Source organism: Duganella hordei (assembly GCF_040369125.1).
Lineage (GTDB): Bacteria > Pseudomonadota > Gammaproteobacteria > Burkholderiales > Burkholderiaceae_D > Rugamonas > Rugamonas hordei.
The window spans coordinates 82,987-109,783 of sequence record NZ_BPWI01000017.1 but is presented as its reverse complement, the minus strand read 5'-3'; the positions used below and the strand labels follow the sequence as shown (position 1 = coordinate 109,783).

The following is a 26,797-nucleotide window of genomic DNA, read 5'->3' as shown; positions in this document are numbered from 1 at the left end:
GCTGGGCCCCGGCGCCGCGCCGGCCAGCGCCTGCGTGCCGGCGGCCGTGCCGCAGGTGGCGGTCGCGGTGGCGCTGACGACGACCGGCGGCGGTCCGGCCGGCGTGCTGGTGTACCAGGAGGCGGCGGCGCCGCTGTTTGCCGCCGCCGTGCGCGACCAGCTGGCCGACGGCTGGATCGGCGCCTGGATCGCGCCCGGCGGCGTGCTGGTGGGACGCTCGACGGCCGCCGCGCGCTATGTCGGCCACCCCGCCATCGCCGACCTGCTCACCGCCATGCAGACCAGCGCCGAAGGCATGTTCGTCAGCGCGACGCTGGAGGGAACGCCGTCGTTCGTCGGCTACAGCCGTTCGGCCGTCAGCGGCTGCACGGTGGCCGTGTTCATTCCACGCGATCTGCTGCGCCAGAAAGTGGGCGAGCGCCTGCGCCTGATCGGCGGCCAGATCGCCGCCGCCATGTTGCTGGCCTGCCTGCTGGCGTGGGCGCTGCTGCATCGCGCGCTGGCGTCGCTGCGCAGCCTGCGCCGGGCCACCGCGCTGGCGGCGGCGGGCGCGCCGGGCGCCCGCGCCACGCCGGAGGGACCGGCGGAGATCCGGCTGCTGGCGCGCCAGTTCAACCGGCTGCAGCAGGCGCGCGAAAGGGCCGACGCTAGGGTGGCGCTGGCGGCCAGCGTGTTCGGCGCCATCGCCGACGGCATCCTCATCGTCGGCCCCGACCACGCCATCATCGAGGTCAACCGGGCGTTCGAGACCATGAGCGGCTATACGCGGGAGCAGCTGATCGGCCAGAATCCGCGGCTGCTCAAGTCCGGCAAGCACGATGCCGCGTTCTACCAGGGCATCTGGCGCAGCCTGGACGCGCGCGGCCACTGGCACGGCCAGATCTGGGACCGGCGCCGCGACGGCAGCCTGTTCGCCGCGCAGTTGTCGCTCAGCGCGGTGACCGGCGCGGACGGCACGCTGCTCCACTACATCGCCTTCTTCAGCGACATCACCGAGCAGCGGCTGCGCCAGGACCAGGTCGAGCAGCTGGCCTACCTGGATCCGCTGACCCATTTGCCGAACCGGCGCCTGCTGCGCGACCGCCTGACCCAGGGGCTGGCCGTCGCCGCGCGCAGCGGTCATCTGCTGGCGGTCTGCTCGATCGACCTCGACGGTTTCAAGGCCGTCAACGACAGTTGCGGCCATGAGGCCGGCGACGCCGTGCTGGTCGCGGTGGCGGCCCGGCTGCTGCAGGCGGTGCGCGCCAACGACACGGTGGCGCGGCTGGGTGGCGACGAGTTCGTGCTGGTGCTGGCCGAGCTGGGCGCCGAGCACGAGGCGGTGGCCGTGGTCGAGCGCGCGCTGGATTCGGTGCGCGCGCCGATCCGGCTGGCCAGCGGCCGTCACGTGGGAGTGTCGGCCAGCATCGGACTGGCCTTCTTCCCGCGCGACGGCGCCACCCCCGAGCAATTGCTGGGGCTTAGCGACGACGCCATGTATGCGGCCAAGCACGCCGGCCGCGACTGCTACCGCGAGGCCGGCGTCGGCTAGGCCGCCGGCGTGCGCCGTGCGCGCGTCAACGGCCGCCGTCCACCAGCGCGGCCGCGTCGGCCGCGGCGACGCGGCCTTCGTCGGTGGGCACCACCCACACCTCGACCGCGCTGCCGGCCGCATGGATGGGCAGGGCGGCGCGGCCGTCGGCCGCCAGGTTGCGGGCCGGATCGAGCACCACGCCCAGGTGGCGCAAACGGGCGCAGGCGTCCCGGCGCAGGGCGGCGTCGTGCTCGCCGATGCCGCCGGTGAAGGCCAGCAGGTCGAGGCCTTCCAGCGACGCCGTCAGCGCGCCGCAGGCCTGCACCAGCCGGTGTTCGAACAGCGCGATGGCCTGGCGCGCGGCCGCCGTGCCGCTGGCGCGCAGCGTGCGCATGTCGGCCGACAGGCCGGACACGCCCAGCAGACCGGACTCGCGGTACAGCAGGTTCTCGATGCGTTGCGGCGTCCAGCCCTGGCGCAGCAGGTACAGCAGCACGCCGGGATCGACGGCGCCGCTGCGGGTGCCCATCATCAGGCCGTCCAGCGCGGAAAAGCCCATGCTGGTGGCGATGCTGCGGCCGGCGCGCATCGCGCACACGCTGGCGCCGTTGCCCAGGTGCGCCATCAGCACGCGTCCGCCGGCGCGCCGCGTCAGCGTCGCCAGGCGGGCGGCCAGGTAGCGGTAGGACAGGCCGTGAAAGCCGTAGCGGCGGATGCCCTCGGCGCGCAACGCCTGCGGCAGCGCGAACAGCTGTTCCTCGGCCGGCAGGCTGGCGTGGAAGCCGGTGTCGAAGCAGCCGATCTGCGGCACGTCGGGATAGGCGCGGCGGCAGGCCCGCACCGCCGCCAGGTTGTGCGGCTGGTGCAGCGGCGCCAGCGGCGCCAGCGTGTCGAGGTAGGCCAGCGCGTCGTCGTCGAGGCGGATCGAGGCGGCGTGGCGCTCGCCGCCGTGCACGATGCGGTGCGCCACCGCCGCCAGCCGCGCCGGCCCGGCGTGCTCGTCGAGCAGCGTGCGCAGCCGCCGCAGCGCCCGTTCGAACGGGTCGCCGTCGCCGGACGCCAGCGGCGCCGGCTGCGCGTCCGAGGCCGGCGCGTGCAGGCTGACCTGCGGCTGGCCGCCGGGCTCCAGGCCTTCCGCCACGCCGCTCAGGATGGCCGCCTGGGTGTGCCCGCCACGGCAAGGGTAGAGCGCGAACTTGAGCGAAGAGGAGCCGGCGTTGACCGCCAGCACCACGCGGCGGTAGTCGCTCATGGCCGCTGCTGCCGGTAACTGTGCGCCAGCAGCAGCGCCAGCGCGGCCGAGGCGGTGCGGGCGGCGGCGCCGTCGGCGCGGCTGGTCAGGGCGATCGGCACGCGCGCCCCCAGCACCACGCCGCAGACGGCGGCGCCGGCCAGGTATTCGAGCTGCTTGGCCAGCAGGTTGCCGGCCTCCAGGTCGGGCGCGATCAGGATGTCGGCGTGGCCGGCCACCGTCGAGACGATGCCCTTGGCGCGCGCGGCCGCCGGCGAGATGGCGTTGTCGAAGGCCAGCGGGCCGTCGAGCAGCGCGCCGTGGATCTGGCCGCGCTCGGCCATCTTGCACAGGGCGGCCGCGTCCAATGTCGACGGCATCTTCGGCGTCACCGTCTCGACCGCCGACAGGATGGCGACCCGCGGCTCGGCGATGCCCAGCACGTGCGCCAGGTCGACGGCGTTCTGCACGATGTCGACCTTGTCGAGCAGCGTAGGCTGGATGTTCAGCGCGCCGTCGGAAATGAGCAGCACCTTGTCGTACAGCGGCACCTCGGTATGGAACACATGGGTCAGCCGGCGCGCGGTGCGCAGCGCCGGCTCGGCCAGCACGGCGGCGATCAGCTCGTCGGTATGCAGGCTGCCCTTCATCATCATGTCGACCTCGCCGGCGGCGGCCATCGCGGCCCCGCGCGCGGCGGCCGCGTGGCTGTGCGGAACGTCGACCAGCGTGACGCCTTCCAGCGAACGGCCGGCGGCCTCGGCCACTGAGCGCAGCCGCTCCCGCGGCCCGATCAGCAGCGGCACGATCAGGCCGTGCTGCGCCGCGTCCAGCGCGCCGCACAGCGATGGGCCGTCGCACGGGTGGACCACGGCGCAGCGCAGCGGCGCCAGCGGGGCGGCCCTGGCCAGCAGGCCGGCGTAGTGGGTGTGCGCCTGCGACAGGTTCAGCTGGGGCAGCTGGGCGCGCGGCCGGCGCACCTTCTCGCCGGGGGCGATGACGGTGGCCACGCCGGTCAGCACCACCGCGCCGGTCTGGTTCTTGATTTCGCAATCGAGCAGCACATGCTTGTTGACGTCATCCTTGGCCGTCACCGTGGCGGTGATGCGCAGCTCGTCGCCGATGCGCACCGGCTTCAGGAACTGCAGCGTCTGCGCCAGGTAGATCGTGCCGGGGCCGGGCAGGGCCGTGCCCAGCAGGCGCGAGATCAGCGCCGCGCCCCACATGCCGTGCGCGATGACGCCATGGAACAGCGTGTGATCGGCGTATTCCGGATCGACGTGGGCGGGGTTGACGTCGCCCGAGACCGCGGCGAAGGCGAGGATGTCTTCCTTGGTCAGGCGGCGGCTCAGGCGGGCGTTCTGGCCGACGCTTAACTCGTCGTAGGTGATGTTTTGTATGGTGTCGTCGGATTCATTCATGGGATGCCCGCAAAGGTGCGCTGCCGGAACGGAAGGCTTGCGAGGCAGTGTAGTGAGCGGGATAGCCGAAGTATTTGATCTGGATCAAATACAGCCGGAACCCCGGCCAACCATAATCGTTGCATCGACCACCAAGGATCGCGATTGTGGAGGACATCATGGAAACGACAGGCTGGAGCGCCGACATGGCGCTGGGGATCCCGCTGTTCGACGAGGCGCACCAGGCCCTGGCCGAGCAGGTCAAGCAGCTGCTGGACGGGCCGGACGAGCAATTCGAGGCCGGCATGGCGCGGCTGACCGACGCGCTGGAGGAGGATTTCCGGCTGGAGGAGTCGCTGATGGAGGCGATCGATTATCCGGCGATCTGCTCGCACCGCGAACAGCACGCCCGGGTGCTGGCCACGCTGCACGGGCTGGAGCCGGGCGACATCGCCGCCGGACGCAAGGCCGCCGGCCTGATCCTGCCGTGGTTCGAACTGCACCTGGCCACCGCCGATACCGCGCTGGCCATCGCGCTGCAGGCGATGGGGCAGGCCGCGCCGGCGGGCGCCGCGTCGTAGCGATCACACACCGAGGAGCAAATATGTCATACAAGACGATATTGGTGCACGCCGGAGCGTCGGCGCGCGCCGGCCACATAGCCGCTTGCGCCAGCCGCATCGCCATCGCCGAACAGGCCCATCTGGTCGGCCTGGCCAGCACGGGCATCAACCCGCTGATGTATGAGTGCAATGCGGCGGCGGCCGGCATCCCGCTGCTGCCGCAAGACTTGAGCGGGCTGATCGAGCCGGCCCGGCAGGCGCTGGACCAGTTCACCGCCACGGCCAGCGGGCTGGGCGTGGCGTCGTCTGAAGTGCGCCTGAGCGACGACAGCATGATCGACAGCCTGGTGCTGCAGTCGCGCTATTGCGATCTGGTCGTCGTCGGCCAGGCCGGCCACGGCTACCCTGCGGACGATACCTTGCCGCAGGAGCTGATCCTGCATTGCCCGCGGCCGGTGCTGGTGATCCCCCGCGAGGGCAGCTTCGAGCGCCTCGGCGAGCGGCCGCTGCTGGCCTGGGACGGCGGCATGGCGGCCAGCCGCGCCATCGCCGCCGCGCTGCCGCTGCTGCGGAAGGCGGCGCTGGTGACGCTGGCGGTGTTCAATCCGCAACAGGTGTACGGCGCGCACGGCCAGCAGCCCGGGGCCGACCTGGCCGCTTATCTGGCGCGTCACGGCGTCAAGCTCGACGTGGTGGTGCGCCAGGCCGACGACGTCGGCGAGGGCCTGCTGTCGCTGGCGGCCGAGGTCGATGCCGACCTGCTGGTGATGGGCTGCTACGGGCACACGCGCTTCCGCGAACTGCTGCTGGGCGGCGCCACGCGCAGCATACTGAACCGCATGACGCTGCCGGTGCTGATGACGCGCTGACTGTCGGCGGCAAACCACTTCACGACTCGGAGCCCACACTGTGCTATTGTGGGCACAAGTTACAGGTTTTATCTCCATACTTCGCGACGTCCCATCATTCAGCCCGCATGCGCACTGCGGGTTGCCTCGGCCTCCACCGCCTAGTTGTTGCTCATAACGCACTTCTTTCACGACCTCCGCCCCGCGCCGCCATGCGCAACGGATGCTCGTGCCAATTCCATTATGTGACACCGGGGAGAAATATCTTGATCGTCGACCGCTCGCTGTACGATGGGCAACTGCTATTGAAGGCGGGGGCGCTGCAGGACGCCATTTTCAACAGCGCCAATTTCTCCAGCATCGCCACCGACGCCCAGGGCGTGATCCAGATTTTCAATGTCGGCGCCGAGCGCATGCTGGGCTACAAGGCCGCCGACGTGATGGACAAGATCACCCCGGCCGACATTTCCGATCCGCGCGAGCTGATCGCGCGCGCCGCCGCGCTCAGCCTGGAACTGGGCACGCGGATCACGCCGGGCTTCGAGGCGCTGGTGTTCAAGGCCTCGCGCGGCATCGAGGATATCTACGAACTGACCTATATCCGCCAGGACGGCAGCCGCTTCCCGGCCATGGTGTCGGTGACGGCGCTGCGCGACGACCAGGAAACCATCATCGGCTATCTGCTGATCGGCACCGACAACACCGCGCGCAAGCGCGCCGAGGAGGCGTTGCAGAAGGCCGGCGCGCTGCAAAACGCGATCTTCAACAGCGCCAACTTCTCCAGCATCGCCACCGATGCGCAGGGCGTGATCCAGATTTTCAACGTCGGCGCCGAGCGCATGCTGGGCTACAAGGCCGCCGACGTGATGAACAAGATCACCCCGGCCGATATTTCCGATCCGCTGGAGGTGATCGCGCGCGCCCATACGCTGAGCATCGAGCTGGGCACGCCGATCACGCCGGGCTTCGAGGCGCTGGTGTTCAAGGCATCGCGCGGCATCGAGGATATCTACGAGCTGACCTATATCCGCCAGGATGGCAGCCGCTTCCCGGCCATGGTGTCGGTGACGGCGCTGCGCGACGACCAGGGCGACATTATCGGCTACCTGCTGATCGGCACCGACAACACCGTGCGCAAGCAGGTCGAAGCCGAGCAGGCGCTGCTCGACCAGCGGCTGCGCGACCAGCAGTTCTACACCCGCTCGCTGATCGAGTCGAACATCGACGCGCTGATGGCGACCGACCCGCGCGGCATCATCACCGACGTCAACCAGCAGATGGAGTCGCTGACCGGCTGCACCCGCGATGAACTGATCGGCGCGCCGTTCAAGAACTACTTCACCGATCCGGCACTGGCCCAGGCGGGCATCTCGCGCGTGCTGCGCGAGGGCAAGCTGACCAATTACGAGCTGACCGCGCTGTCGCGCGAAGGCCTGGAAACGGTGGTGTCGTTCAACGCCTCCACCTTCCACGACCGCGACCGCAAGCTGCAGGGCGTGTTCGCGGCGGCGCGCGACGTCACCGACCGCAAGCATTTCGAGCACAAGCTGCAGGAAAACAATGTCGAACTGGCAAGCGCGAAGGCGGCGGCGGAAAAAGCCAACCTGGCCAAGTCCGAGTTCCTGTCGAGCATGAGCCATGAGTTGCGCACGCCGCTCAACGCCGTGCTCGGCTTTGCGCAGCTGATGGCCTCCGATACGCCGCCGCCGTCCATCGAGCAGAAAATCTCGATCGACCAGATATTGCAGGCCGGCTGGTATTTGCTGCGCCTGATTAACGAAATCCTCGACCTGGCGATGATCGAATCGGGCAAGGTCGGCCTGTCCAAGGAGGCGATGTCGCTGACCGAGGTGCTGCTCGACTGCAAGGCCATGATGGCGCCGCAGGCCGAGCAGCGTGGCATCGAGCTGCGCTTCCCGAGCTTCGAGAGCCTGTTCTTCGTGCACGCGGACCGGACCCGGGTCAAGCAGGTGATCGTCAACCTGCTGTCGAACGCCATCAAATACAACCGCGCCGGCGGCACCGTGACCGTGGGCTGCGAGCACGACGCCGACGGCCACATCCGCGTCAGCGTGACGGATACCGGCGCCGGCCTGCAGCCGGACAAGCTGGCGCACCTGTTCCAGCCGTTTAACCGGCTTGGCCAGGAAGCCGGCGCCGAGGAGGGCACCGGCATAGGCCTGGTGGTGACCAAGAAGCTGATCGAGCTGATGGGCGGCACCATCGGCGTCGACAGCACCGTCGGCGTGGGCAGCGAATTCTGGTTCGAACTGCTGGCGTCGGAGCTGCCCGGACTGGAAGCGGAAATCCCGGGCGTCGCGCCGGCCCACGGCGACGGCCTGGCCACCGAGGGGGAAAGCGACCGCCCCCGCACGCTGCTGTACGTGGAGGACAACCCGGCCAACCTGGCGCTGGTGGAGCAGTTGATCGCGCGGCGCGACGATCTGCTGCTGCTGACCGCGGTGACGGGACATCTCGGCATCTTGCTGGCCAAGCAAAACCGGCCGGACGTGATCCTGATGGATATCAACCTGCCGGGCCTGAGCGGCTACGGCGCGCTGCAAATGCTGCGCGACGATCCGGCCACCTCGCACATCCCGGTGATCGCCTTGTCAGCCAACGCCATGCCGCGCGACATAGAAAAAGGCATCGACGCCGGCTTCTTCAATTACCTGACCAAGCCCATCATGGTGCGCGAGTTCATGGATGCGCTGGACGTGGCGCTGCAACACGCCGCCCGGCTGAGCGTTGTCCAGCCAGGATGAAGTCGACGAAGGCGCGCAGCGGCGCCGGCAGGTGGCGCTGCATGCAATGTAGTGCGGCCGATAGCGTTGTATTTTTAACGTTGTCTCGTTGTTAACTCAGCTTTAACTGTCGCTGCGGTGTAATGGCGCCTTTGCACCGACCCCGGAGCCACCGCATGCATCCCGTTCCTGACAGCCCCAGCCGGCAACTGCTCAACAAGGTGCCGCGCGTAAGCCTGGTTTTCTGGCTGATCCAGATCCTGTCGACCACGGTGGGCGAGACCGGCGCCGACTATCTGGCCGTGCCCGCGGGGCTGGGCACGGCGCCTGCCGCCGCGCTGATGATTGCGCTGCTGGCGGCGGCATTGCTGTATCAATTGCGCCAGCCGCGCTACGTGCCGTGGGCGTACTGGCTGACCGTGGTCCTGCTCAGCGTGGTCGGCACGCAGATCACCGATGCGCTCACCGATGGCCTCGGCGTCAGCCTGTACGCCAGCACGGCGGGCTTCAGCATCATGCTCGGCGTCGTGTTCAACCTGTGGCATGGCAGCGAGCACACGCTGGCGATCCAGACCATCGTCACGCGGCGCCGGGAATTGTTTTACTGGGCCGCGATCCTGTTGACCTTTGCGCTCGGCACGGCCGCCGGCAATCTGGCGACCCAGGCGCTGGGCCTGGACTTCCGCCTGGGCGTGGTGACCTTCGGCGCGCTGATCCTGGTCATTTTTGGGGCGGGCAAGCAGGGCATCCATCCATTGCTGACGTTCTGGCTGGCGTATATCCTCACCCGTCCGCTCGGGGCATCGCTGGGCGACTTGCTGTCGCAGTCGCCCGATTACGGCGGCGCGGGCTGGGGCACGGTGAACACCAGCATGGCGTTCCTGGCGATCATCGCAACGCTGGTGGCCACTTCAGGAAATCGATCCGCCGCATCGCACAAGGTAAGATGACGGTATTTTCGATGGCATGGGAGTGGCGTGGTGCGTTTGCTGCTGGTGGAAGACGATCCGATGATCGGTGAGAGCATCGAGGACGGCCTGCGCGGCGAAAGCTACGCCGTGGACTGGGTGCGCGACGGCCGCGATGCCGAGCTGGCGCTGGCCGGCATGGCCTACGACCTGATGCTGCTCGACCTGGGCTTGCCGGGCAAGCGGGGCATGGACGTGCTGCGCGCCGCCCGTGCGCGCGGCGCCGACTTGCCGGTGCTGATCATCACCGCGCGCGACGGCACGCCGGCCCGCGTCGAGGGACTGGACGCCGGCGCCGACGACTACCTGGTCAAGCCCTTCGACCTGGACGAGCTGCTGGCGCGCGTCCGCGCGCTGCTGCGCCGGCGCGTCAGCCGCACCCGTTCCGTCGTCGAGCACGGCGCGCTGACGCTGAACCTGGCCAGCCATGAGGCGACCTTCGAAGGCCAGCAGGTCAAGCTGTCGGCGCGCGAGTTTTCCGTGCTGCGCGCCTTGCTGGACAATCCCGGCAGCGTGGTCTCCAAGGCCCAGCTGGAGGACAAGCTGTACGGCTGGAACGCCGAGGTGGAAAGCAACACCGTCGATGTCTACGTCCATCACCTGCGCAAGAAGTTCGGCGCGGACTTCATCAAGAACGTCCGCGGCGTCGGCTACAAGATCCCGGCGACGCCGTGACGACCATCCGCCGCCAGTTGCTGATAGGCCTGCTGGGCGCCACGCTGCTGTGCGTGGCGGGCGCCGGCGCGTCGCTGTACCGCTCGCTGCTGCAGGAAACCAACGAGCTGGCCGACCTGCAGCTGCGCCAGCTGGCTACCGCCCTGCCGCACGAGTTCGCGCCGGATACCGGCCTGCCGGCGCCGGAAGATCCTGAAGAAGAGTTTGTGCTGCAAGGCTGGGACCGGGACGGCAGGCTGCTGCACGTATCGCCGGGCATGCGGCAGCTGCCGCGCTATGCGATCCAGGGCTTTTCGGCTGCCACGGTGGATGGCCAGCGCTGGCGCCTGTACGGCGACAGCCGGCACGACCGCTACGTGCAGGTGGCGCAGCCGATGGCGGCGCGCGACCGGCTGGCGGCGCACATGGCCTTGCGCGCCGGCGCGCCGCTGCTGGCGTTTGCGCTGGTCCTCGCGCTGCTGATCGTGGCGGTGGTGGGGCGGGCGCTGAAGCCCATGCACCGGCTGGCGCACGCGGTGGCGGTGCGTTCCCCGGCCACGCTGACGCCGCTGATGGTGGACGACATGCCGCCCGAGCTGCGTCCGGTGGTGCTGGCGCTGAATGGCTTGATGCACAAGTTCGACCAGGCGCTGACGGCGCAGCGCACCTTTGTCGCCGATGCGGCGCACGAACTGCGTTCGCCGCTGACGGCGCTCAAGCTGCAGCTGCAACTGGCGGAGCGTGCCGACAGCGACGAGGCGCGCGACGCGGCGCTGGCCAGGCTGCACGAGCGGCTGGACCGCGGCACCCATCTGGTGCGCCAGCTGCTGAGCCTTGCCCGCCACGAGACGGCGCTGGCGGCGACCCAATTGCTGCCGGTCGACCTGGGACGATTGCTGGAAGCGGCGGTGGCCGATCATTCCGCGCTGGCCGACAGCCGCGGCATCGACCTGGGCGTGGAGACGCCGGCGCAGGTGCTGATCGAGGCCGATGCCGACGGCCTGCGGGTGCTGCTGAATAACCTGGTCGACAACGCGCTGCGCTATACCCAGCAGGGCGGCCGGGTGGACCTGCAGGCGGTGCATGAAGACGGCTTGCCGCTGCTGCGGGTGCGCGACAACGGTCCCGGCGTGCCGGAGCAATATCGCGCGCGGCTGTTCGACCGCTTCTTCCGCCCGGACGGCCAGGACGCCTGGGGCTGCGGCCTTGGCCTGTCCATCGTGCGCAACATCGCCGACCACCACAAGGCCGAGATCCGGCTGGCCGACAGTTCGGCCGGACGCGGCCTCAGCGTGACGGTGCTGTTCCCGCGACAGGCTTTAATTCAGCGTTAACAATCGCTCTGCTAGGCTGGCCGCCACCGCGTTTTTGATTGCTGAAAATCGAGGGAAGCCTGTTGTATCAAGGTGTATATTGTTTAAACGATTCATCAGCTTGTCATATTCACTTTTTAGACTTGCCGGTTTTTACCCCACCAAAACTGGAAAGTCACATGAAGAACAACAAGCAGCAGCTGGTCCTCTCCGCGATGTCCGCGCACGTGTTGATGGCGCTGGCCTTGATGTCCGGCGACGCCGACGCGCAAAACTCCACCGATATCGTGCCCGAATCGAATACCGCGCTGGACGCGGAGGCGATCAAAAGCCGCGTGGTGGTTACCGGTTCGAATATCGCCAACCGCGCGCCGGTGCAGGCCTCGCTGCAGGCCACGCAACCGCAGTCGGTCATCACCGCGACCTTCATCGAGCAGGCGGTGACGCCGCTGGCCGACTTCAACGCGGTCGCGCGCATCGCGCCGAGCATCGGTTCCGGGATTTCCGCCAACGGCCCGGGCCTGGGCGAATCGAAGGTCACGCTGCGCGGCTTCCAGGACGGCGAATACAACATCACCTACGACGGCATTCCGTTCGGCGACACCAACAACCCCACCCACCACTCGACGTCCTACTTCCCGGCCCGCATCATCGGCGGCATGGTGATCGAGCGCGGCCCGGGCAACGCCAGCAACCTGGGGCAGGCCACCTTCGGCGGCTCGATCAACCTGTACTCCAAGGAGCTGGCGCAGGACTTCCGCTTCAGCCCTTACGCCACCTACGGTTCCTGGAACACCAGGATCCTGGGCGCGGAAGTCGACAGCGGCGCGCTGGCCGGCTTCCACGATGCGCGCATGATGTTCAACGCGTCGCGCCTGACCAGCGACGGCTACCAGACCTACAGCGGCGTCACGGAGGACAATTACCAGTTCAAGTTCCAGGTGCCGCTGGCGCCGGAAACCACGCTGACGCTGTTCTCGACCTATAACAAGATCCACAGCTACGTGCCGGACAAGGCCGGCGTGACGCTCAGCCAGGTGGCGCAGTTCGGCAAGAACTATTCGCTGAATAACGATCCGGCCAGCCAGAACTACTACGCCTACAACTACAACGACAAGCGTACCGACTTTGAATACATCCGCCTGCAGTCCAAGCTGGGCGGCGGCTGGGCGCTGGACAACACGCTCTACACCTACGCCTACGACAACAACACCTTCTCCGGCCAGGACGCCAGCGGCGCCACGGCCAACGGCACCAAGGCCGCCGCCGCTGGCAACAAGGACGTCCCCGGCTACAACAAGCTCAATTCCTACCGCGTCAACGGCGACATCGTCAAGCTCACCAACCGCCTGCAGGCCGGCCTGCTGCGCGCCGGCCTGTGGCTGGAAACCTCCAACACCAACCGCCATATCTATGACCTGGACTGGACGCTGAACGCGCCCAACCCCAAGGAGGCGAGCGCGCCGAAGAACGTTTCGTACGAACAGAAGTCGTCGTGGACGCAGTACCAGCCGTTCGTCGAGTTTGAATGGGCGGTGGCGCCCGCGTGGACCGTCACGCCCGGCGTCAAGTACGTCAACTTCAAGCGCTCGCTGGACGCCGCCGTCAACCAGGGCACGCGCATCGCGACCAACGCCGACCAGACCTACAACACCACGCTGCCTTTCCTGACCGCGAACTACGCCATCAACGGCAACTGGTCCGCGTACGCCCAGACCGCGCGCGGCTTCCTGGTGCCGGACCTGTCGATGTTCTATGTGAATAACCCGAACCTGAGCACGCCCAAGCCGCAGACCTCGACCAACTACCAGCTGGGCACCGTGCACCAGTCGCAGAACCTGACGCTGGACGCCGACATCTACTACATCGACTTCAACAACAAGATCGCCTCCACCGGCACCGGCAATGACCTGGTCTATTACAACCAGGGCGGCGTGGTGTACAAGGGAATCGAAGCGTCGGCCACCTGGTACCTGGGCCACGGCTACTCGCTGCACGCCAACGGCTCGCTCAACAAGGCCGAGGCCAAGGACACCGGCCTGCAGATTTCCAAGGTGCCGAAGTCGACTTCCGCCCTCGGCCTGCTGTACAAGGATCACGGCCTGTATGGCTCGCTGATCGCCAAGAACGTCGGCAGCCAGTACGCCAAGGACGGCGAGCCGGCCGCCTACCAGCTCGGCGCCTACACGGTGGCCGACTTCACGCTGGGCTACCGCTGGCGCCTGAACGGCCCGGTCAAGGCGGTCAAGGCGCAGGTCGGCGTCAACAACCTGTTCGACAAGCAGGATGCGACCTCGATCTCGCCGAACAGCAAGGGCGCGGCGTTCGACCAGTACACCTTTGTGCCGGAGCGCAGCTGGACGCTGTCGCTGAGCGCCGATTTCTAAGGCGCCGGCATGAGACCCCGTATCTCCCGCTACCTCCCTCTGTACCGCCTGCCGGCAGGCGCCGCGCTGCTGTTGGCGCTGGGCCTGGCGCAGGCGGCCAGGCCTGCCGATCCGGTCGTGATGTCGTTCGCCACGGTGGGCGACTCGCGCGCCGATCCCGACAGCGCGGCAACCCGCCAGGACCAGGCCTACCTGCAGAACACCCGGGCCCTGGCGCGCATCCTGCGCGAGATCCAGGCCGCCAGGCCCAAGGCGCTGTTCTTCAACGGCGACATGATCATGGGTTACACCGACGACAAGCCGACCTTGTACCGCCAGTACGCCTACTGGCGCGGCATGGTGGCCGGCCTGATGGAGGCCGGCACCTACGTGGTGCCGGTCAGCGGCAACCACGAGATGCAGCACAAGGGCAAGGATGGCGGCGGCAAGACCGTCAAGATCGCCCGTCCCGAAAACGAGCAGCTGTGGCGCGAGAACATGGGCGACCTGATACTCGATACCGCGCGCTGGAAGGAAGTCACCGGCATCGAGGCCACGGCCTTCGATCCGGCCAACGCGCCCGCCGTCGGCGGCCCGGACCAGATCCAAAGCAGCCAGTCGCAGCTCAGCTATTCCTTCGACGCCGGCGGCAGCCACTTCGCCGTCATCAACACGGACCCGGTCGGCAACGACGGCCACGGCCCGGCCAACTGGCTGGCGGAGGACTTCCGCCAGGCCAGGGCGCGCGGCGCCAGGCGCTTCTTCGCCTTCGGCCACAAGCCGGCCTACACCTACTTCTTCAAGGACGGCGTGAAGGCGGACGGCATGGATATCTATCCCGACAACGCCAAGGCGTTCTGGGATGTGATGGAGCAGTTCGGCGCGACGTATTTCTGCGGCCACCAGCACATCTTCAACGCGCAGCAGCCGGCCAGGGCCGGCGGCGGCAGCGCATGGCAGGTGATGGTCGGCTCGGGCGGTTCGCCGTTCAGCGCCAAGCCGGGCGACGGCGCTCCCCGGGACCGGATGTACGCCTGGGCCGTGGCGCGCATCCACGCCAGCGGCAAGGTGCATGTCGACGTCTATGGCTTCGACGAGCACTACGGCAAGACCGCCCGCCTGAAGTCGCTGGATTTTTGAACCGTCAGCGGCCGCCGGCGAAAACGCCGACCAGCGCGTCGCTGCCGCGCTTCAGCGCCTGCGCGACGCCGTCGATCTCGCATGCGGGGCGGCCCAGCACCCAACTCTCCAGCAGCGCCAGCTGAGCGTCGGCGATCTGCCGGGCCGCCACCTCCATCGGGATCAACGGCTCGCTGCAGGGCATGCGCGCCAGCCGCGTCGCGATCAGGCCGGACAGCGTCTGGCTCAGCATGGGCCTGACCGGCCAGCCCAACAGCACCCGGCCCACGCCGTGGTTTTCCCGAAAGTGCCGCAACAGCGCGGGCAGCCGTCCGCTGGCCGGGCCGGGTTCGACCAGGTCGGCCAGGATGGAAAACGGCTGCCTTATGCTCGCCAGCAGAAGGTCGTGCTTGGTCCGGTAGTGCTCATAGAAAGTCGAACGGCCGACGTTCGCGCGTTGCGTGACATGGCCGATTTTCAGCGTCTCGTAACCTTGTTCCAGCAACAAGCTCAGAAAGGCGGCGCGCAGCGCGGAGCGGGTTTTTTGCTGGCGGCGGTCGAGGTCTTGCGCGTTCATATGGTCTCTCTGCCGGACAAAGGCGTGGTTTTGTCCGCTAGCGGATGGAAGGGGGCAGGTGGCGGCCAAATGCGGCGGCGCAGCTGATATTAATGTGGCTCCACGATAAAAGTAAAGGAATCACATGAACTTGCAGAAAAATCCACCGCTCTCCCTGCCGCGCCGCCGCGCCGCGCTGGCCATCGCCGCGACCACGGGGCTGGCGCTGGTGGCGCTGTCCCACCATCCGGTCGCCATCCAGCAGAATTCGGTCCAGGAAACCCTGGCCCAGATCGTTGCCCTGCAGGGCATGGATGGCCTCGTCCATGGCATGCTCATCGCGATGCTGGCCATCTTGACCGCGGGCTTCGCCGTGTTCGGCGCGCTGCTGGGCAGCCGCCGGCCGCCGGTGTTGTTCGCCCTCTGCGCGTACGGGCTGGGCTGCTGTATCGTGGTGGCGGCGATGCTGCTCGACGGTTTCGCCATCCCGCAACTGGCGCGGCAATTTGTCACGGCGCCGCAGGCCGATGCCGACAGCGCGCGGGTGCTTATCCGCGCCGTGGGCGTGGTGATCCAGGTGCTGACCAAGGCCGGCTTGCTGGCCATGTGCGCGGCGCTGCCGGCCTGGTCGTATGCCTTGTGTTCCGGCGTGAAGGTCTCGCGCTGGGCATTCGGCTGCGCCGCCGTGGGCGTCGTCGCCGGCTTGCTGCCTGCGGTGTTCATCCTGTTTGCCGATGTGAGGCTGGCGCCGGCCAGCCTCATGGCCATCTTCGCCTTTCATGCCGTCTGGAACCTTGCGGTAGCCGCCGTGCTCTACGATGGACAGGGCGCGCAACCGTCTGCGGCCTCTGCTGAATGTGGAGTAGAGTAGGGCTGCGCATCTTCAGCGAGCTTGTATGACATCCACGTCCGCAGCCGGGCCCGGCAAGAAAAAAACGACCGCCCAGGCCGGCCATCGATCCGCTGTTCCGATCTGCCGCGGTGGCTTATGGAAACCGGGTGATCGCGGTCGTGCTGAGCGGCTATCTGGACGACGGCACGGCCGGCATGGAGGCGCTGGGAACGCTGGTGCCGTTCAATTGCCCGGGCTGCGGCGGCGTGTTGTGGAGCAAGATGCCGGGCCGGCCGCCAGGCCGCGCACCAGGAAAAAATAAGCAGATCCCTTCCCCGGCGATGAAAAAAAGGGCGGCCAGTTGGCCGCCCTTCCGCTGACGAGAACGCCAGGCGTCTGCGTTAGATGGTGTCCAGCGCCGCGTTGAAGCTGCTGCTTGGACGCATGACCGCCGCGGTTTTCGCCGGATCAGGGTAGTAGTAGCCGCCGATGTCCATCGGCTTGCCCTGCACATCCTTGAGCTCGCCGATGATCTTGCCTTCGTTCTCGGCCAGCGCCTTGGCCAGCGGCGCGAAGTGCGCCTTCAGCTCGGCGTCGTCGTTTTGCGCGGCCAGCGCCTGCGCCCAGTACAGCGACAGGTAGAAGTGGCTGCCACGGTTGTCCAGCTCGCCCGTGCGCGGCGATGGCGACTGGTTGTTGTCCAGCAGCTTGCCGGTGGCTTCGTCCAGCGTCTTGGCCAGGATCTTGGCCTTGGCGTTGCCGGTCTTGATGCCCATGTCTTCCAGCGACACGGCCAAGGCCAGGAACTCGCCCAGCGAATCCCAGCGCAGGTGGTTTTCTTCCACCAGCTGCTTGACGTGCTTGGGTGCCGAACCGCCGGCGCCGGTCTCGTACATGCCGCCGCCGGCCATCAGCGGCACGATCGACAGCATCTTGGCGCTGGTGCCCAGCTCCAGGATCGGGAACAGGTCGGTCAGGTAGTCGCGCAGGATGTTGCCGGTCACCGAGATGGTGTCCAGGCCGCGGAAGGCGCGTTCCAGCGTGTAGCGCATGGCGCGGGTCTGCGACATGATCTGGATGTCCAGGCCCTTGGTGTCGTGGTCCTTCAGGTAGACCTGGACCTTCTTGATCACTTCGTTCTCGTGCGGACGATAGCTGTCCAGCCAGAACACGGCAGGCATGCCGGAGTTGCGGGCGCGGGTGACGGCCAGCTTGACCCAGTCGCGGATAGGCGCGTCCTTGACCTGGCACATGCGCCAGATATCGCCTTCTTCAACCGTCTGCGTCAGCAGCACTTCGCCGGTGGCCAGGTCGGTGATGTTGGCGATGCCGCCTTCGGACACTTCGAAGGTCTTGTCGTGCGAGCCGTATTCCTCGGCTTGCTGGGCCATCAGGCCGACGTTGGGCACGGTGCCCATGGTCTTCGGATCGAAGTTGCCATGCCATTTGCAGAAGCCGATCATCTCCTGGTAAATGCGGGCGAAGGTCGATTCAGGCATGACCGCCTTGACGTCCTTCGGACGGCCGTCGGCGCCCCACATCTTGCCGCCGATGCGGATCATGGCCGGCATCGACGCGTCGACGATGATGTCGTTCGGCGAGTGGAAGTTGGTGATGCCTTTGGCCGAGTCGACCATGGCCAGTTCCGGACGGTTGGCGTGGCAGGCGTGCAGGTCCTTCAGGATTTCTTCCTTCTGCGACGCCGGCAGCTTTTCGATCTTCTCGTACAGGTTGGCCATGCCGTTGTTGACGTTGACGCCCAGTTCATCGAACAGCGCGGCGTGCTTGGCGAACGCTTCCTTGTAGAAGATGCGCACGCAGTGGCCGAACACGATAGGGTGGGACACCTTCATCATGGTCGCCTTGACGTGCAGCGAGAACATCACGCCGGTCTTGAACGCGTCGTCGATTTCCTTCTCGTAGAACTCCAGCAGCGCCTTCTTGCTCATGAACATGCTGTCGATGATCTCGCCGGCCTGCAGCGAAACCTTCGGCTTCAGCACGATGGTCTTGCCGGACGTGGTCAGCAGTTCCATCTTGACGTCGCGGGCCTGGGTCAAGGTCAGCGATTTTTCGCCGTGGTAGAAGTCGCCATGGTGCATGTGCGAGACGTGGGTGCGCGAAGCCTGGCTCCATTCGCCCATCGAGTGCGGGTTCTTGCGGGCGAACTCTTTGACCGCCTTCGGTGCGCGGCGGTCGGAGTTACCTTCGCGCAGCACCGGATTGACCGAGCTGCCGATGCACTTGCCGTAGCGGGCTTTGAGCGCCTTGTCGGCGTCGGTCTTGGCATCTTCCGGATAGTCCGGCAGCTTGTAGCCGCGGCTTTGCAGCTCGCGCACGCAGGCCACCAGCTGGGAAACGGAGGCGCTGATGTTCGGCAGCTTGATGATGTTGGTGTCCGCCAGCTGGGTCAGTGCGCCCAGTTCGGCCAGGGTGTTCGGTACTTTTTGTTCGTCGGTCAGGAATTCCGGGAATTCGGCCAGCACGCGGGCCGCCACGGAAATATCGCTGGCAACCACGTCGACGCCTGCCGGCGCGGTGAACTTTTTGATAATTGGTAGCAGGGAATAAGTCGCCAGCAGGGGCGCCTCATCAGTCAGTGTGTAGATGATTTTTGATTTCTGTGTTGCCATGCTGATTCCCTCTTATGCGGTCGTTGCCTGATGGTTAACTGGTGTGTGTCGGCGTTGCCGCCTTCTTTGCCCAAGTGCATATTTTAGACTGTTCCGCCTAATTGTGGTGGAATCCGCTACACCTAGGGCCGTTTGCACCGCTTTGGCGCGCGGCGCAGGCGCTGTCACACGCTTGTAATTTCTCGGTGGCAATATAGTTGCATCGATGTCAAAGAGTTTTACAGGGGAAAGAGTATGCAGACCGCAGAAGTGGTGTTTTCGCGTCGTGACGGCGTGTTGCACATGACGCTCAGCGCCGGCGGCAACGTGCTTGCCGAGAGTTCAAGCCAGGAGTCCATCGCGCGCGAACTGCAAATCCGCGGCCTGCGGATGCTGGCGATAGACGGCCTGTTCACCACCGAACTGCCGACCCGGGAAAAGACCCTGGCCCAGGCCATGGAGGTGGGGTTCGCCGAGAAGATGGCGGCGCTCAAGCTGATTGCCGCCTGCGCGGCGTGGGGCGAAGTGGTGGCGTTCCCGTTCCCCGAACGCCGCTCGCGGCCGCGCACGCCGGTCCCGGAGCAATAGCGGCGGCGCTCAGAAGCGCTTGCTCAGCTTGAGCAGCACGGTACGCTCGAAGACACTGCGGTTGACGTCGCCATATTCCACATGGCTGGGATGCAGCAGGTCCTGGCCGATCAGCGCGACGTCGATGTCGGCGCGCGGACGCCACAGCAGCTGCATGTTCAGCTCGGTATAGGCGGGCACCGACGGTTTCGGCAGGCTGCTGTTGTGGCGCAGGTGCAGGTCCAGCGTCAGGCGCTCGCTCAGGTCGAGCGACGACCCCAGCAGCCAATGGCGGGCCGGATCGGTGGTGGCCAGGCCATCGTTGCCGCCGGCGTCCTTGCTGCCGGGCAGCAGGCTGGTGTGCACACGCTGCAGCACCAGGCCGGCGTTGGCGCGCCAGGTGGGCAGCGGTTGCCAGACGCCCCAGGCTTCCACGCCGCTGACGGTGCCCTGGCCCATGTTGCTGAACCGCGCCCCCGCGCCGCTGCCGGCCGGCTGCGGCTCCATCGTGCGCAGGCGCGTGTAGTCGGTGTGGTAGGCGGTCGCCGAGTACGACCATTCGGGGCTCGGCTGCGCCCGGTAGCCCAGCTCGGCCGTCCTGGCCACTTCCGACTGGAAGGCGGGGCCGCCGCCGAGGATGAAGAAGGGCTTGCCGGCGACGATCAGCGGCGTGCTCGGTATGTACAGGTCGCGGTCGAAGCGCGACGGCGCCCGCACGCTGCGCGTCAGGCCGCTCCACAGCAGGCTGTCCGGCGCCGGATTCCAGGCCAGCCGCAGGCTGGGCAGGTAGTCGCCGCCGCTGTAGCTGTCATGCTCGTACTTGACGCCGCCGGTCAGCTTGAGCCCCGGCGCCAACGTGACTTCATCCTGGACGAACACATTGCCCCAGTGCAGATTGAGGTTGCCCGGCAGGAAGCCGTACTTGAAGTTGGCCACCGTGTCCCACGCATAGCGGTAGCCGCCGCCCCACACCAGCATGTGGCTGTCGCCGATGCGGGTGCCGTGCTGCAGCTCCAGGTCCACCGTGTCGAGGTGATCCTCGTAGGCGTTCGGCTGGTTGCGTTCGGTATGGTCGAGGGTCAGCGTCAGGCGCAGGTTGGCGTCGCCGTCGAGCTTGCGGGTGACGCTGCCCTGCAGGTTGGCGCCGGCGATCCGTATGTTCGGCGTGCCGAGCTGGCCCAGCTGGCCGTGGTAGACGTCGCCCGAGGCGGTCGCGCCGGTGTCGCCGCGCTGCCAGTCGGCGCGGAAGCCGGCCTGCGCGCGATGCCAGCCGGTGACGGTGTTGACGCCCTTGGCGTTGTAGGTGTCGTCGGCCTGCATGCTCTTGCCGTAGACACGGTAGTGGCCGTCCTCGCCCAGTGCGCCGCCGTAGCGCAGCGCGCCGTCGCGCTGGTGCTCGCCGGCGGCGGCGCTGGCCAGTCCGCCGGTGGTGTCGCGCGCGCCGCGGGTGATGATGTTGATGACGCCGTTGACGGCGTTGGCGCCCCAGATGGTGGCGCCCGGTCCGCTGATGACCTCGATGCGTTCGATGTCTTCCATCACCACGTCCTGGGCATCCCAGAACACGCCGGAGAACAGCGGGCTGTAGATGCTGCGGCCGTCGATCAGCACCAGCAGCTTGTTCTCGAGCACATTGTTGAAGCCGCGCGCCGTGATCGCATAGTTGCGGGCGTCGGTTTTGGCCACTTGCAGGTTGGGCGCCAGGCGCAGCGCTTCGGGTATCGAGCGCACGCCGCTGCGGCGGATGTCGGCGGCGCTGATCACGTACACCGAGGCCGGGGTGTCGCCGAGCCGCTCGGCCTGGCGCGATACCGACGTGATGATCACGTTGCCCAGTTGCTCCAGCGACAGATTAGCCAGTTCGGCCACCGTCGGCATGGCATCCCCCGGGGCGGCGGTGGCCGGGCTCACGGCCACCGCTGTCATCGCAAATACCAGACCGATGCAGTTATCGCGCATACTTTTCCTTGGTAGCAACCCTGAAAAAATTATACTGTCAGGCATCGCGGGGACTGCATAGTTGTGTAGCATAAACAACGGTAATGAAAAGTATTTGGACGTTCAGCGCGCTTTGTCCAGGACGAACGATTGAGGCCGCGCTTTTCCGGGCCGTGATGGCTTCTCACGTAGAATCTATCGCAGAGAACACCGCTTTACCCGGGATTAAGGATCGTCATGCAGCAAAACAGCTTGTCCGTTGTGGATGTCGAAGCCGAGCGTTTCCGCCACTTCATCGTCAGCGTCACCGATTACGCCATCTACACGCTGTCGCCGGAAGGCGTCGTCGTCACCTGGAACGCCGGCGCGCAGCGCTTCAAGGGCTACCATCCCGAGGAAATCATCGGCCGCCACTTTTCCGTGTTTTACACCGACGAGGAGCAGGCACGGGGCCGCCCCGCGCGGGCGCTCGAACTGGCGCGCACGTCGGGCAAGTTCGAGGACGAAGGCTGGCGCGTGCGCAAGGACGGCACGCGGTTCTGGGCCAGCGTGGTGCTCGATCCGATCCGGGACGACGCGGGCGAACTGCTCGGCTTTACCAAGATCACGCGCGACATCACCGAGCGGCGCAACGCCGCCGAGGAGCTGGAGCGCGCGCGCGAGGTGCTGTTTCAATCCCAGAAACTGGAGGCGGTCGGCAAGCTCACCGGCGGCATCGCGCACGATTTCAACAATCTGCTCAATGTCGTCATGAACGGCCTCGATCTGCTGCGGGTGGCGCCCGATCCGGCGATCCGCGCCAAGACGCTGGACACGATGGAGCGGGCGGCGCAACGCGGCGCCTCGCTGATACAGCAGCTGCTGACGTTCGCGCGGCAGCAGCCGCTGCTGCAGGAGACGCATGACATCGGCCGCATCATCCGCTCGTTCGAGGCTGTGCTGCGGCGCGCTGTGCCGAGCGGCATGCGGCTGCAACTGCGGTTGCAGCCGGAAGTACTGCCGGCCATGATCGATGTCACCCAGTTCGAAGCGGCGTTGCTGAACCTGGTGGTCAACGCGCGCGACGCCATGCCCGACGGTGGCGTGGTGCAGGTCGACGCGGCGGCCGTGCAGCTGGAGGCCGGCGAGGTCGAGCAGCTGCCGGCGGGAGCCTACGTGCGGGTCGTGGTCAGGGATACCGGCGAAGGCATGTCGCCCGAAACGCAGCTGCGCGCGGTCGAGCCGTTCTTCACCACCAAGGAGGTGGGCAAGGGCACCGGGCTGGGGCTGAGCCAGGTATATGGACTGGCGCAGCAAAGCCAGGGCGGCCTGAAGATCGATTCACGCGTGGGCGAAGGCACGGCCATCGAGCTGTACTTCCCGGCCGTCGAACTGCCGGTGGACAGGCTCGCTGCCAGCCACGAGTTTGCGGCGGAAAAGGTGCTGCTGGTGGACGATCAGCCGGATGTGCTGGAGACGGCGATCGGCCTGTTCAGCCATCTGGGCTACGACGTGTTGTCGGCCAACGATGGCCTCCAGGCGTTGGAGACGCTGCGCCGCCATGCCGACATCGCCATCCTGTTCAGCGACGTGGTGATGCCCGGCATGAGCGGCGTCGACCTGGCGCACATCGTGCGCCAGGAATTCCCCGCCATCCGGGTGATCCTGGCGTCGGGCTATAACCAGTCCGCGCTGGAGGGCGGCAAAGCGTCCGCCGATAACTTCGACCTGATCGCCAAGCCTTACCGGCTTAGCGACCTCATCAAGACACTCGGCGCGGCGCAGCCCGGCTAAAGGGCTTTTTTCGATGGACTGGTGCCGAACCATGGGTATATGGTTTATATTTCGGCATGCATCCATATTTCCTCATGGCTATTACACCGGTGGCGCTCATCGGCTTCACCGCGCTGGGCGCGCGCCGCATGCACTTGCGGGCGGACGCCGACCTCGGCCTGCAGCCGCCCGCGGCCCGGCCCGCGCTGTTGTGGCTGCTCGGTTTTGCCGCGCTGAGCGTGCTGATGGAATATGCCGGCCCGCTGCTGGGCGTGCCCGACGAAACGGGCGCCTGGCGCGGCAAGTACGACGGCGCCGCGCTGCTGGCGCGCATCGCCTTCATCGCGGCGATCTATCCCGTCGCCGAGGAATTGTTTTTCCGCGGGCTGGTGTTTGGCCGGGTCCGGCGCGCCAGGGGACCGTCTGCGGCGATCGCGGTGTCGGCGCTGGTGTTCGCTCTGCTCCATTTCCAGTACGACTGGCGCGGCATGCTGCTGATCGGCATCGACGCGCTGTTCTACGGCGTCTGCCGCTGGCGCACCGGCTCGCTCTATCCGACGATGCTGATGCACATCGCCGGCAACAGCTTCGCCGTCTGGCAGCGCCTGCAGTAGGACCTGTACAGAAACATGTCTGGCCTTGGTGATTTTCACAATTGCCGGCCCGGCGGCAAGACAGCACAATGCATGCTCGACAAAATGCGGCCGCGGCGCGGTCGCGTCATTCCAAGAGAGACATCATGAGACTGCTTCATTCCACGCCTCGCCAGGCGCTGACGCTGGCCCTGGCTTCAGCCCTGCCTGCCATCGCCGCCCCGCTTGCCACGCTCGACCGCAACGGCGCCTATGTATCCATCGAAGCCTACGGCCCCAACGTCATCCACGTGACCATCGCGGCCGACAAGGCCGAGGTATTGAAAGGGCCGGGCTTCGGCATCCTCCCCAAGAATAGCGACAACGGCGCCTTCCGCCACAGCGCGGCCGCCGGCGGCGACACCTTCACCTCGGCCGGCATGACGCTGCGCGTCAATCCGGCGCCGCCGCCGCGCGTGCCCAGCCAGGGCGAAAAGTATTTCGCGTCGTCGCTGGCGCCGGTCGGCCTGCAGGTCAGCAATGCCAAGGGCGAGCAAGTGCTCAGCATGACCGGCTGGGAAATGTCGCCGCACACCGTCAACACCGAGAAAACCTATCAGGTGGGCGCATCGTTCGCCGCGCCGCGCGACGAGCACTACTACGGCATGGGCCAGAACCAGGAATCGCTGGGACCGCTGGACCTGCGCGGCCGCGTGCTCGATTGCCAGCACTGGTACGACGCGCCGGCGGGGGAGGCCGTCTGCGTGCCGTTCATGGTCTCGTCCAAGGGCTACGGCATCGTCTGGGACAATCCGTCCGCCACCCGCTTCGTCGCCGGCGTCAACGGCCGCACCGGCTTCCAGTCCAACGTGGGCGAACGCGTCAGCTTCTTCGTGATCACCGGCGCCACGCCGGAGGAACTGTATGCCGGCTACGCGCGCCTGACCGGCAAGACGCCGATCCCGCCCAAGGCCGCGTTCGGCCTGATCCAGTCGAAGGCGCGCTACGACAGCCAGCAGGAAGTGCTGCGCGTGGCCAATACCTATCGCCAGAAAAAATATCCGCTCGACGTCATGGTGGTGGACTGGTTCTACTGGACCCGCATGGGCCAGATGGACATCGACCCGGCGCAGTTCCCCGATCCGGTGGCGATGAACAAGCAGCTGCACGACATGGGCATGCAATCGATCATCTCGATCTGGCCGCGCTATGAAACCTCCGGCCGCTACTTCAACGAGCTCGACAGCAAGGGCTATCTGCTGAAGGACACGCAGGGCAAGAGCGTCGACGGCCTGCCGTTCCGCTCCGACCGCACCGGCGGCCTGATCGACGCCACCAATCCGGCCGCGCGCCAGTGGTTCTGGGAAAAGGCGCGCGACAACATCCTGTCCAAGGGCTTCGATTACCCATGGCTGGACGAGACCGAGCCGGACCTGGTGCCGGACGGCGCCTTCTACGCGATCGGCTCCGGCGACCGCTACCACAACCTGTTTCCGCTGATGCACGTCGAAGGCATGGCCGACAACATGCGCGCGTGGAAGCCGAACAAGCGCGTGCTGATCCTGTCGCGCGCCGCCTACCTCGGCTCGCAGCGCACCGGCGCGCTGTTCTGGTCGTCGGACGTCGATCCGAGCTGGGAAGCGCTGGCGCGCCAGATCCCGACCGGCCTCAACATGACCGCCTCCGGCATCGCCTACTGGGGCAACGACATCGGCGGCTGGCACGGCCTGCCGTCGACGACCGAAGCCACCAAGGCGCCGTTGCTTGATCCGTCCGACGCGCGCGACGTGGTCGGCCAGTTCCACGACTATCCGGAGCTGCTGACCCGCTGGTTCCAGTACGGCACCTTCCTGCCGACCTTGCGCCTGCACGGCGAGCGCAAGCAAACCGACATCTGGTCGGTGGGCAAGCAGGCCGAGGCCGTCATGGCGCGCTACGATACCTTGCGCTACCAGCTGATCCCGTACATCTACAGCCAGGCCAAGGCCACCTACGACACCGGCGCGCCGTTCATGCGTCCGCTGTGGATGGACTTCCCGAACGACGCCAACGTCGCCAACATCGGCACCCAGTACATGTTCGGGCCCGCCTTCCTGGTGGCGCCGGTGACGGAGCAGGGCCAGACCGAGAAGGACGTCTACCTGCCGGCCGGCAGCGACTGGTACAACTACTGGACCAACGAAAAGGTCAGCGGCGGACGCTGGATCAAGGTGGCCGCGCCGATCGAGCAGATTCCGGTGTTCGTCAAGGCCGGCTCCATCGTGCCGGTCGGCGCCGACATCCAGTCGACCGCCAGCAAGCAGGCGATCGCGCAGATCAAGGTCTATCCGGGCAAGGATGGCCAGTTCCGCCTGTACGACGACGACGGCGTCAGCTACGACTACGAGCACGGCAAGTCCAGCGTGACGCTGCTGAAGTGGGACGACGCCGCAGGCAAGCTGAGCGCCAGCGGCGGCGACGCCGCGCTGGTCAAGGCGGCCCCGGGCCTGGTAAAACTTGCCGCGCCGGCGAAGTAGGGGATTCAGACCTCGAGCATGCCGCGCTTGATGGCGATGGTGACCGCATGCGTGCGGTCACGCGCGCCCAGCTTGGCCAGCACCGCGCTGACGTGGGCCTTGACGGTTTCTTCCTTGATCGCCAGCCGCGCGGCGGCCTCCTTGTTGGAGTGGCCCGACGCCACCAGGCGCAGCACGGCCAGCTCGCGCGCCGACAGCGTTTCCGAGCCGAACCAGGCGTCGAGCTCGCGCGCGACCTCGTCCGGGATGTATTTCTGGCCGGCGTGCACGGCGCGGATCGCCTCCACCAGGCTGACGCGCAGCGCGCCCTTGAGCAGGTAGCCCATCGCGCCGGCGTCCAGCGCGCGGGCGATATGGGCGTCGCCGCTGAAGGTGGTCAGCATGATGACGCGCGCCGCGCCGTCTGCCGCGCGGATCGCGGCCAGCGCGTCGAAGCCGTTCAGCAGCGGCATTTGCAGATCCATCAAGGTCACGTCCGGACGGTGGCGCGCGTACAGCTCCAGCGCCTCGCGGCCGTCGGCGGCCTGGGCCACCACTTCGATGCCGGCGCTCGCGCCCAGCAAGCCGGCTATGCCTTCGCGCAGCAGGGCATGGTCGTCGGCGATCAGGACGCGGATGGGGAGGGATTCGGTGGGCACGGGACGTACTATAGCAAGCCGGCTATATATTTAGATAGTGGTTTTCATCGCGGGCAGGGCCTACCATGGATGCAGCAGTCCTCACCCTTAACCAA

General features: G+C 67.0%; 20 protein-coding genes and 1 pseudogene. 15 read left to right on the top strand and 6 right to left on the bottom strand.

Annotation, left to right across the window (positions count from 1 at the left end):
* The coding region (locus tag ABWW33_RS27765) for a diguanylate cyclase domain-containing protein (RefSeq protein ID WP_353404676.1) at window positions 1–1,531 on the top strand (1,531 nt) is incomplete at its 5' end.
* Between the two features lie 25 nt (window positions 1,532–1,556).
* On the opposite strand, the gene ABWW33_RS27760 is transcribed toward ABWW33_RS27765, so the two are convergent.
* The gene (locus ABWW33_RS27760) at window positions 1,557–2,765 is read right to left on the bottom strand and encodes an acetate/propionate family kinase (protein WP_353404674.1); all 1,209 of its coding nucleotides are present in this window, start codon (window positions 2,763–2,765) and stop codon (window positions 1,557–1,559) included.
* On the bottom strand, window positions 2,762–4,165 hold the full coding sequence (locus ABWW33_RS27755; protein WP_353404673.1) for a bifunctional enoyl-CoA hydratase/phosphate acetyltransferase: 1,404 nt from the start codon (window positions 4,163–4,165) through the stop codon (window positions 2,762–2,764). Before ABWW33_RS27755 ends, ABWW33_RS27760 begins: the two co-directional genes overlap by 4 nt.
* 158 nt (window positions 4,166–4,323) lie before the next feature.
* On the opposite strand from ABWW33_RS27755, the gene ABWW33_RS27750 reads away from it, so the two are divergent.
* The 8 genes from ABWW33_RS27750 to ABWW33_RS27715 all read left to right on the top strand — a co-directional run bounded on the left by ABWW33_RS27750 (window position 4,324) and on the right by ABWW33_RS27715 (window position 14,740).
* Window positions 4,324–4,725 carry a bacteriohemerythrin gene (locus ABWW33_RS27750; RefSeq protein ID WP_176651539.1) on the top strand — a complete coding sequence of 134 codons (402 nt, stop codon included), beginning with the start codon at window positions 4,324–4,326 and terminating at the stop codon, window positions 4,723–4,725.
* Window positions 4,726–4,748: 23 nt separating this feature from the next.
* Window positions 4,749–5,576: a universal stress protein gene (locus ABWW33_RS27745; RefSeq protein WP_353404672.1), complete on the top strand. Its 828-nt coding sequence runs from the start codon at window positions 4,749–4,751 to the stop codon at window positions 5,574–5,576.
* 245 nt (window positions 5,577–5,821) lie between these two features.
* On the top strand, window positions 5,822–8,320 hold the full coding sequence (locus tag ABWW33_RS27740; RefSeq protein ID WP_353404671.1) for a PAS domain S-box protein: 2,499 nt from the start codon (window positions 5,822–5,824) through the stop codon (window positions 8,318–8,320).
* Between the two features lie 155 nt (window positions 8,321–8,475).
* Window positions 8,476–9,249 carry a COG4705 family protein gene (locus tag ABWW33_RS27735; protein ID WP_353404670.1) on the top strand — a complete coding sequence of 258 codons (774 nt, stop codon included), beginning with the start codon at window positions 8,476–8,478 and terminating at the stop codon, window positions 9,247–9,249.
* A 30-nt stretch (window positions 9,250–9,279) separates the two neighbouring features.
* On the top strand, window positions 9,280–9,942 hold the full coding sequence (locus ABWW33_RS27730; RefSeq protein WP_176652111.1) for a response regulator: 663 nt from the start codon (window positions 9,280–9,282) through the stop codon (window positions 9,940–9,942).
* Entirely contained in the window at window positions 9,939–11,255 is a 1,317-nt protein-coding gene (locus ABWW33_RS27725; protein WP_353404669.1) for an ATP-binding protein, read from the top strand. Before ABWW33_RS27730 ends, ABWW33_RS27725 begins: the two co-directional genes overlap by 4 nt.
* Window positions 11,256–11,413: 158 nt before the next feature.
* Window positions 11,414–13,621: a TonB-dependent receptor gene (locus ABWW33_RS27720; protein WP_353404667.1), complete on the top strand. Its 2,208-nt coding sequence runs from the start codon at window positions 11,414–11,416 to the stop codon at window positions 13,619–13,621.
* Between the two features lie 9 nt (window positions 13,622–13,630).
* Window positions 13,631–14,740: a metallophosphoesterase family protein gene (locus tag ABWW33_RS27715; protein WP_353404666.1), complete on the top strand. Its 1,110-nt coding sequence runs from the start codon at window positions 13,631–13,633 to the stop codon at window positions 14,738–14,740.
* Window positions 14,741–14,744: 4 nt separating this feature from the next.
* On the opposite strand, the gene ABWW33_RS27710 is transcribed toward ABWW33_RS27715, so the two are convergent.
* Window positions 14,745–15,296: a TetR/AcrR family transcriptional regulator gene (locus tag ABWW33_RS27710; protein ID WP_353404665.1), complete on the bottom strand. Its 552-nt coding sequence runs from the start codon at window positions 15,294–15,296 to the stop codon at window positions 14,745–14,747.
* Between the two features lie 130 nt (window positions 15,297–15,426).
* Here ABWW33_RS27710 and ABWW33_RS27705 point away from each other — a divergent pair, with 130 nt between their 5' ends.
* Together ABWW33_RS27705 and ABWW33_RS27700 are read left to right on the top strand one after the other, a co-directional pair.
* Window positions 15,427–16,146: a hypothetical protein gene (locus tag ABWW33_RS27705; RefSeq protein ID WP_353404663.1), complete on the top strand. Its 720-nt coding sequence runs from the start codon at window positions 15,427–15,429 to the stop codon at window positions 16,144–16,146.
* 59 nt (window positions 16,147–16,205) lie between these two features.
* Window positions 16,206–16,373 (top strand): annotated as a pseudogene (locus tag ABWW33_RS27700) (chemotaxis protein CheB); the annotation flags it as partial.
* 135 nt (window positions 16,374–16,508) lie between these two features.
* On the opposite strand, the gene ABWW33_RS27695 reads toward ABWW33_RS27700, so the two are convergent.
* Window positions 16,509–18,740 (bottom strand): NADP-dependent isocitrate dehydrogenase, encoded by a 2,232-nt coding sequence (locus ABWW33_RS27695; RefSeq protein WP_176651530.1) that lies wholly within the window; start codon window positions 18,738–18,740, stop codon window positions 16,509–16,511.
* Window positions 18,741–18,974: 234 nt separating this feature from the next.
* On the opposite strand from ABWW33_RS27695, the gene ABWW33_RS27690 reads away from it, so the two are divergent.
* The gene (locus ABWW33_RS27690; RefSeq protein ID WP_353404662.1) at window positions 18,975–19,307 is read left to right on the top strand and encodes a hypothetical protein; all 333 of its coding nucleotides are present in this window, start codon (window positions 18,975–18,977) and stop codon (window positions 19,305–19,307) included.
* 9 nt (window positions 19,308–19,316) lie between these two features.
* On the opposite strand, the gene ABWW33_RS27685 is transcribed toward ABWW33_RS27690, so the two are convergent.
* Window positions 19,317–21,245, bottom strand: a complete 1,929-nt coding sequence (locus tag ABWW33_RS27685) for a TOL_0244 family TonB-dependent receptor (protein ID WP_353404661.1) — start codon at window positions 21,243–21,245, stop codon at window positions 19,317–19,319.
* A gap of 216 nt (window positions 21,246–21,461) precedes the next feature.
* On the opposite strand from ABWW33_RS27685, the gene ABWW33_RS27680 reads away from it, so the two are divergent.
* From ABWW33_RS27680 to ABWW33_RS27670, 3 genes are all read left to right on the top strand, one after another.
* The gene (locus ABWW33_RS27680; RefSeq protein ID WP_353404660.1) at window positions 21,462–22,997 is read left to right on the top strand and encodes a PAS domain-containing hybrid sensor histidine kinase/response regulator family protein; all 1,536 of its coding nucleotides are present in this window, start codon (window positions 21,462–21,464) and stop codon (window positions 22,995–22,997) included.
* Between the two features lie 74 nt (window positions 22,998–23,071).
* Entirely contained in the window at window positions 23,072–23,590 is a 519-nt protein-coding gene (locus ABWW33_RS27675) for a CPBP family intramembrane glutamic endopeptidase (RefSeq protein ID WP_353404659.1), read from the top strand.
* 125 nt (window positions 23,591–23,715) lie between these two features.
* Window positions 23,716–26,064, top strand: coding sequence for a glycoside hydrolase family 31 protein (locus ABWW33_RS27670; protein ID WP_176651525.1), 2,349 nt, complete (start codon window positions 23,716–23,718; stop codon window positions 26,062–26,064).
* 5 nt (window positions 26,065–26,069) lie between these two features.
* On the opposite strand, the gene ABWW33_RS27665 is transcribed toward ABWW33_RS27670, so the two are convergent.
* The gene (locus tag ABWW33_RS27665; protein WP_353404658.1) at window positions 26,070–26,702 is read right to left on the bottom strand and encodes a response regulator; all 633 of its coding nucleotides are present in this window, start codon (window positions 26,700–26,702) and stop codon (window positions 26,070–26,072) included.
* Between the last annotated feature and the right edge of the window lie 95 nt (window positions 26,703–26,797).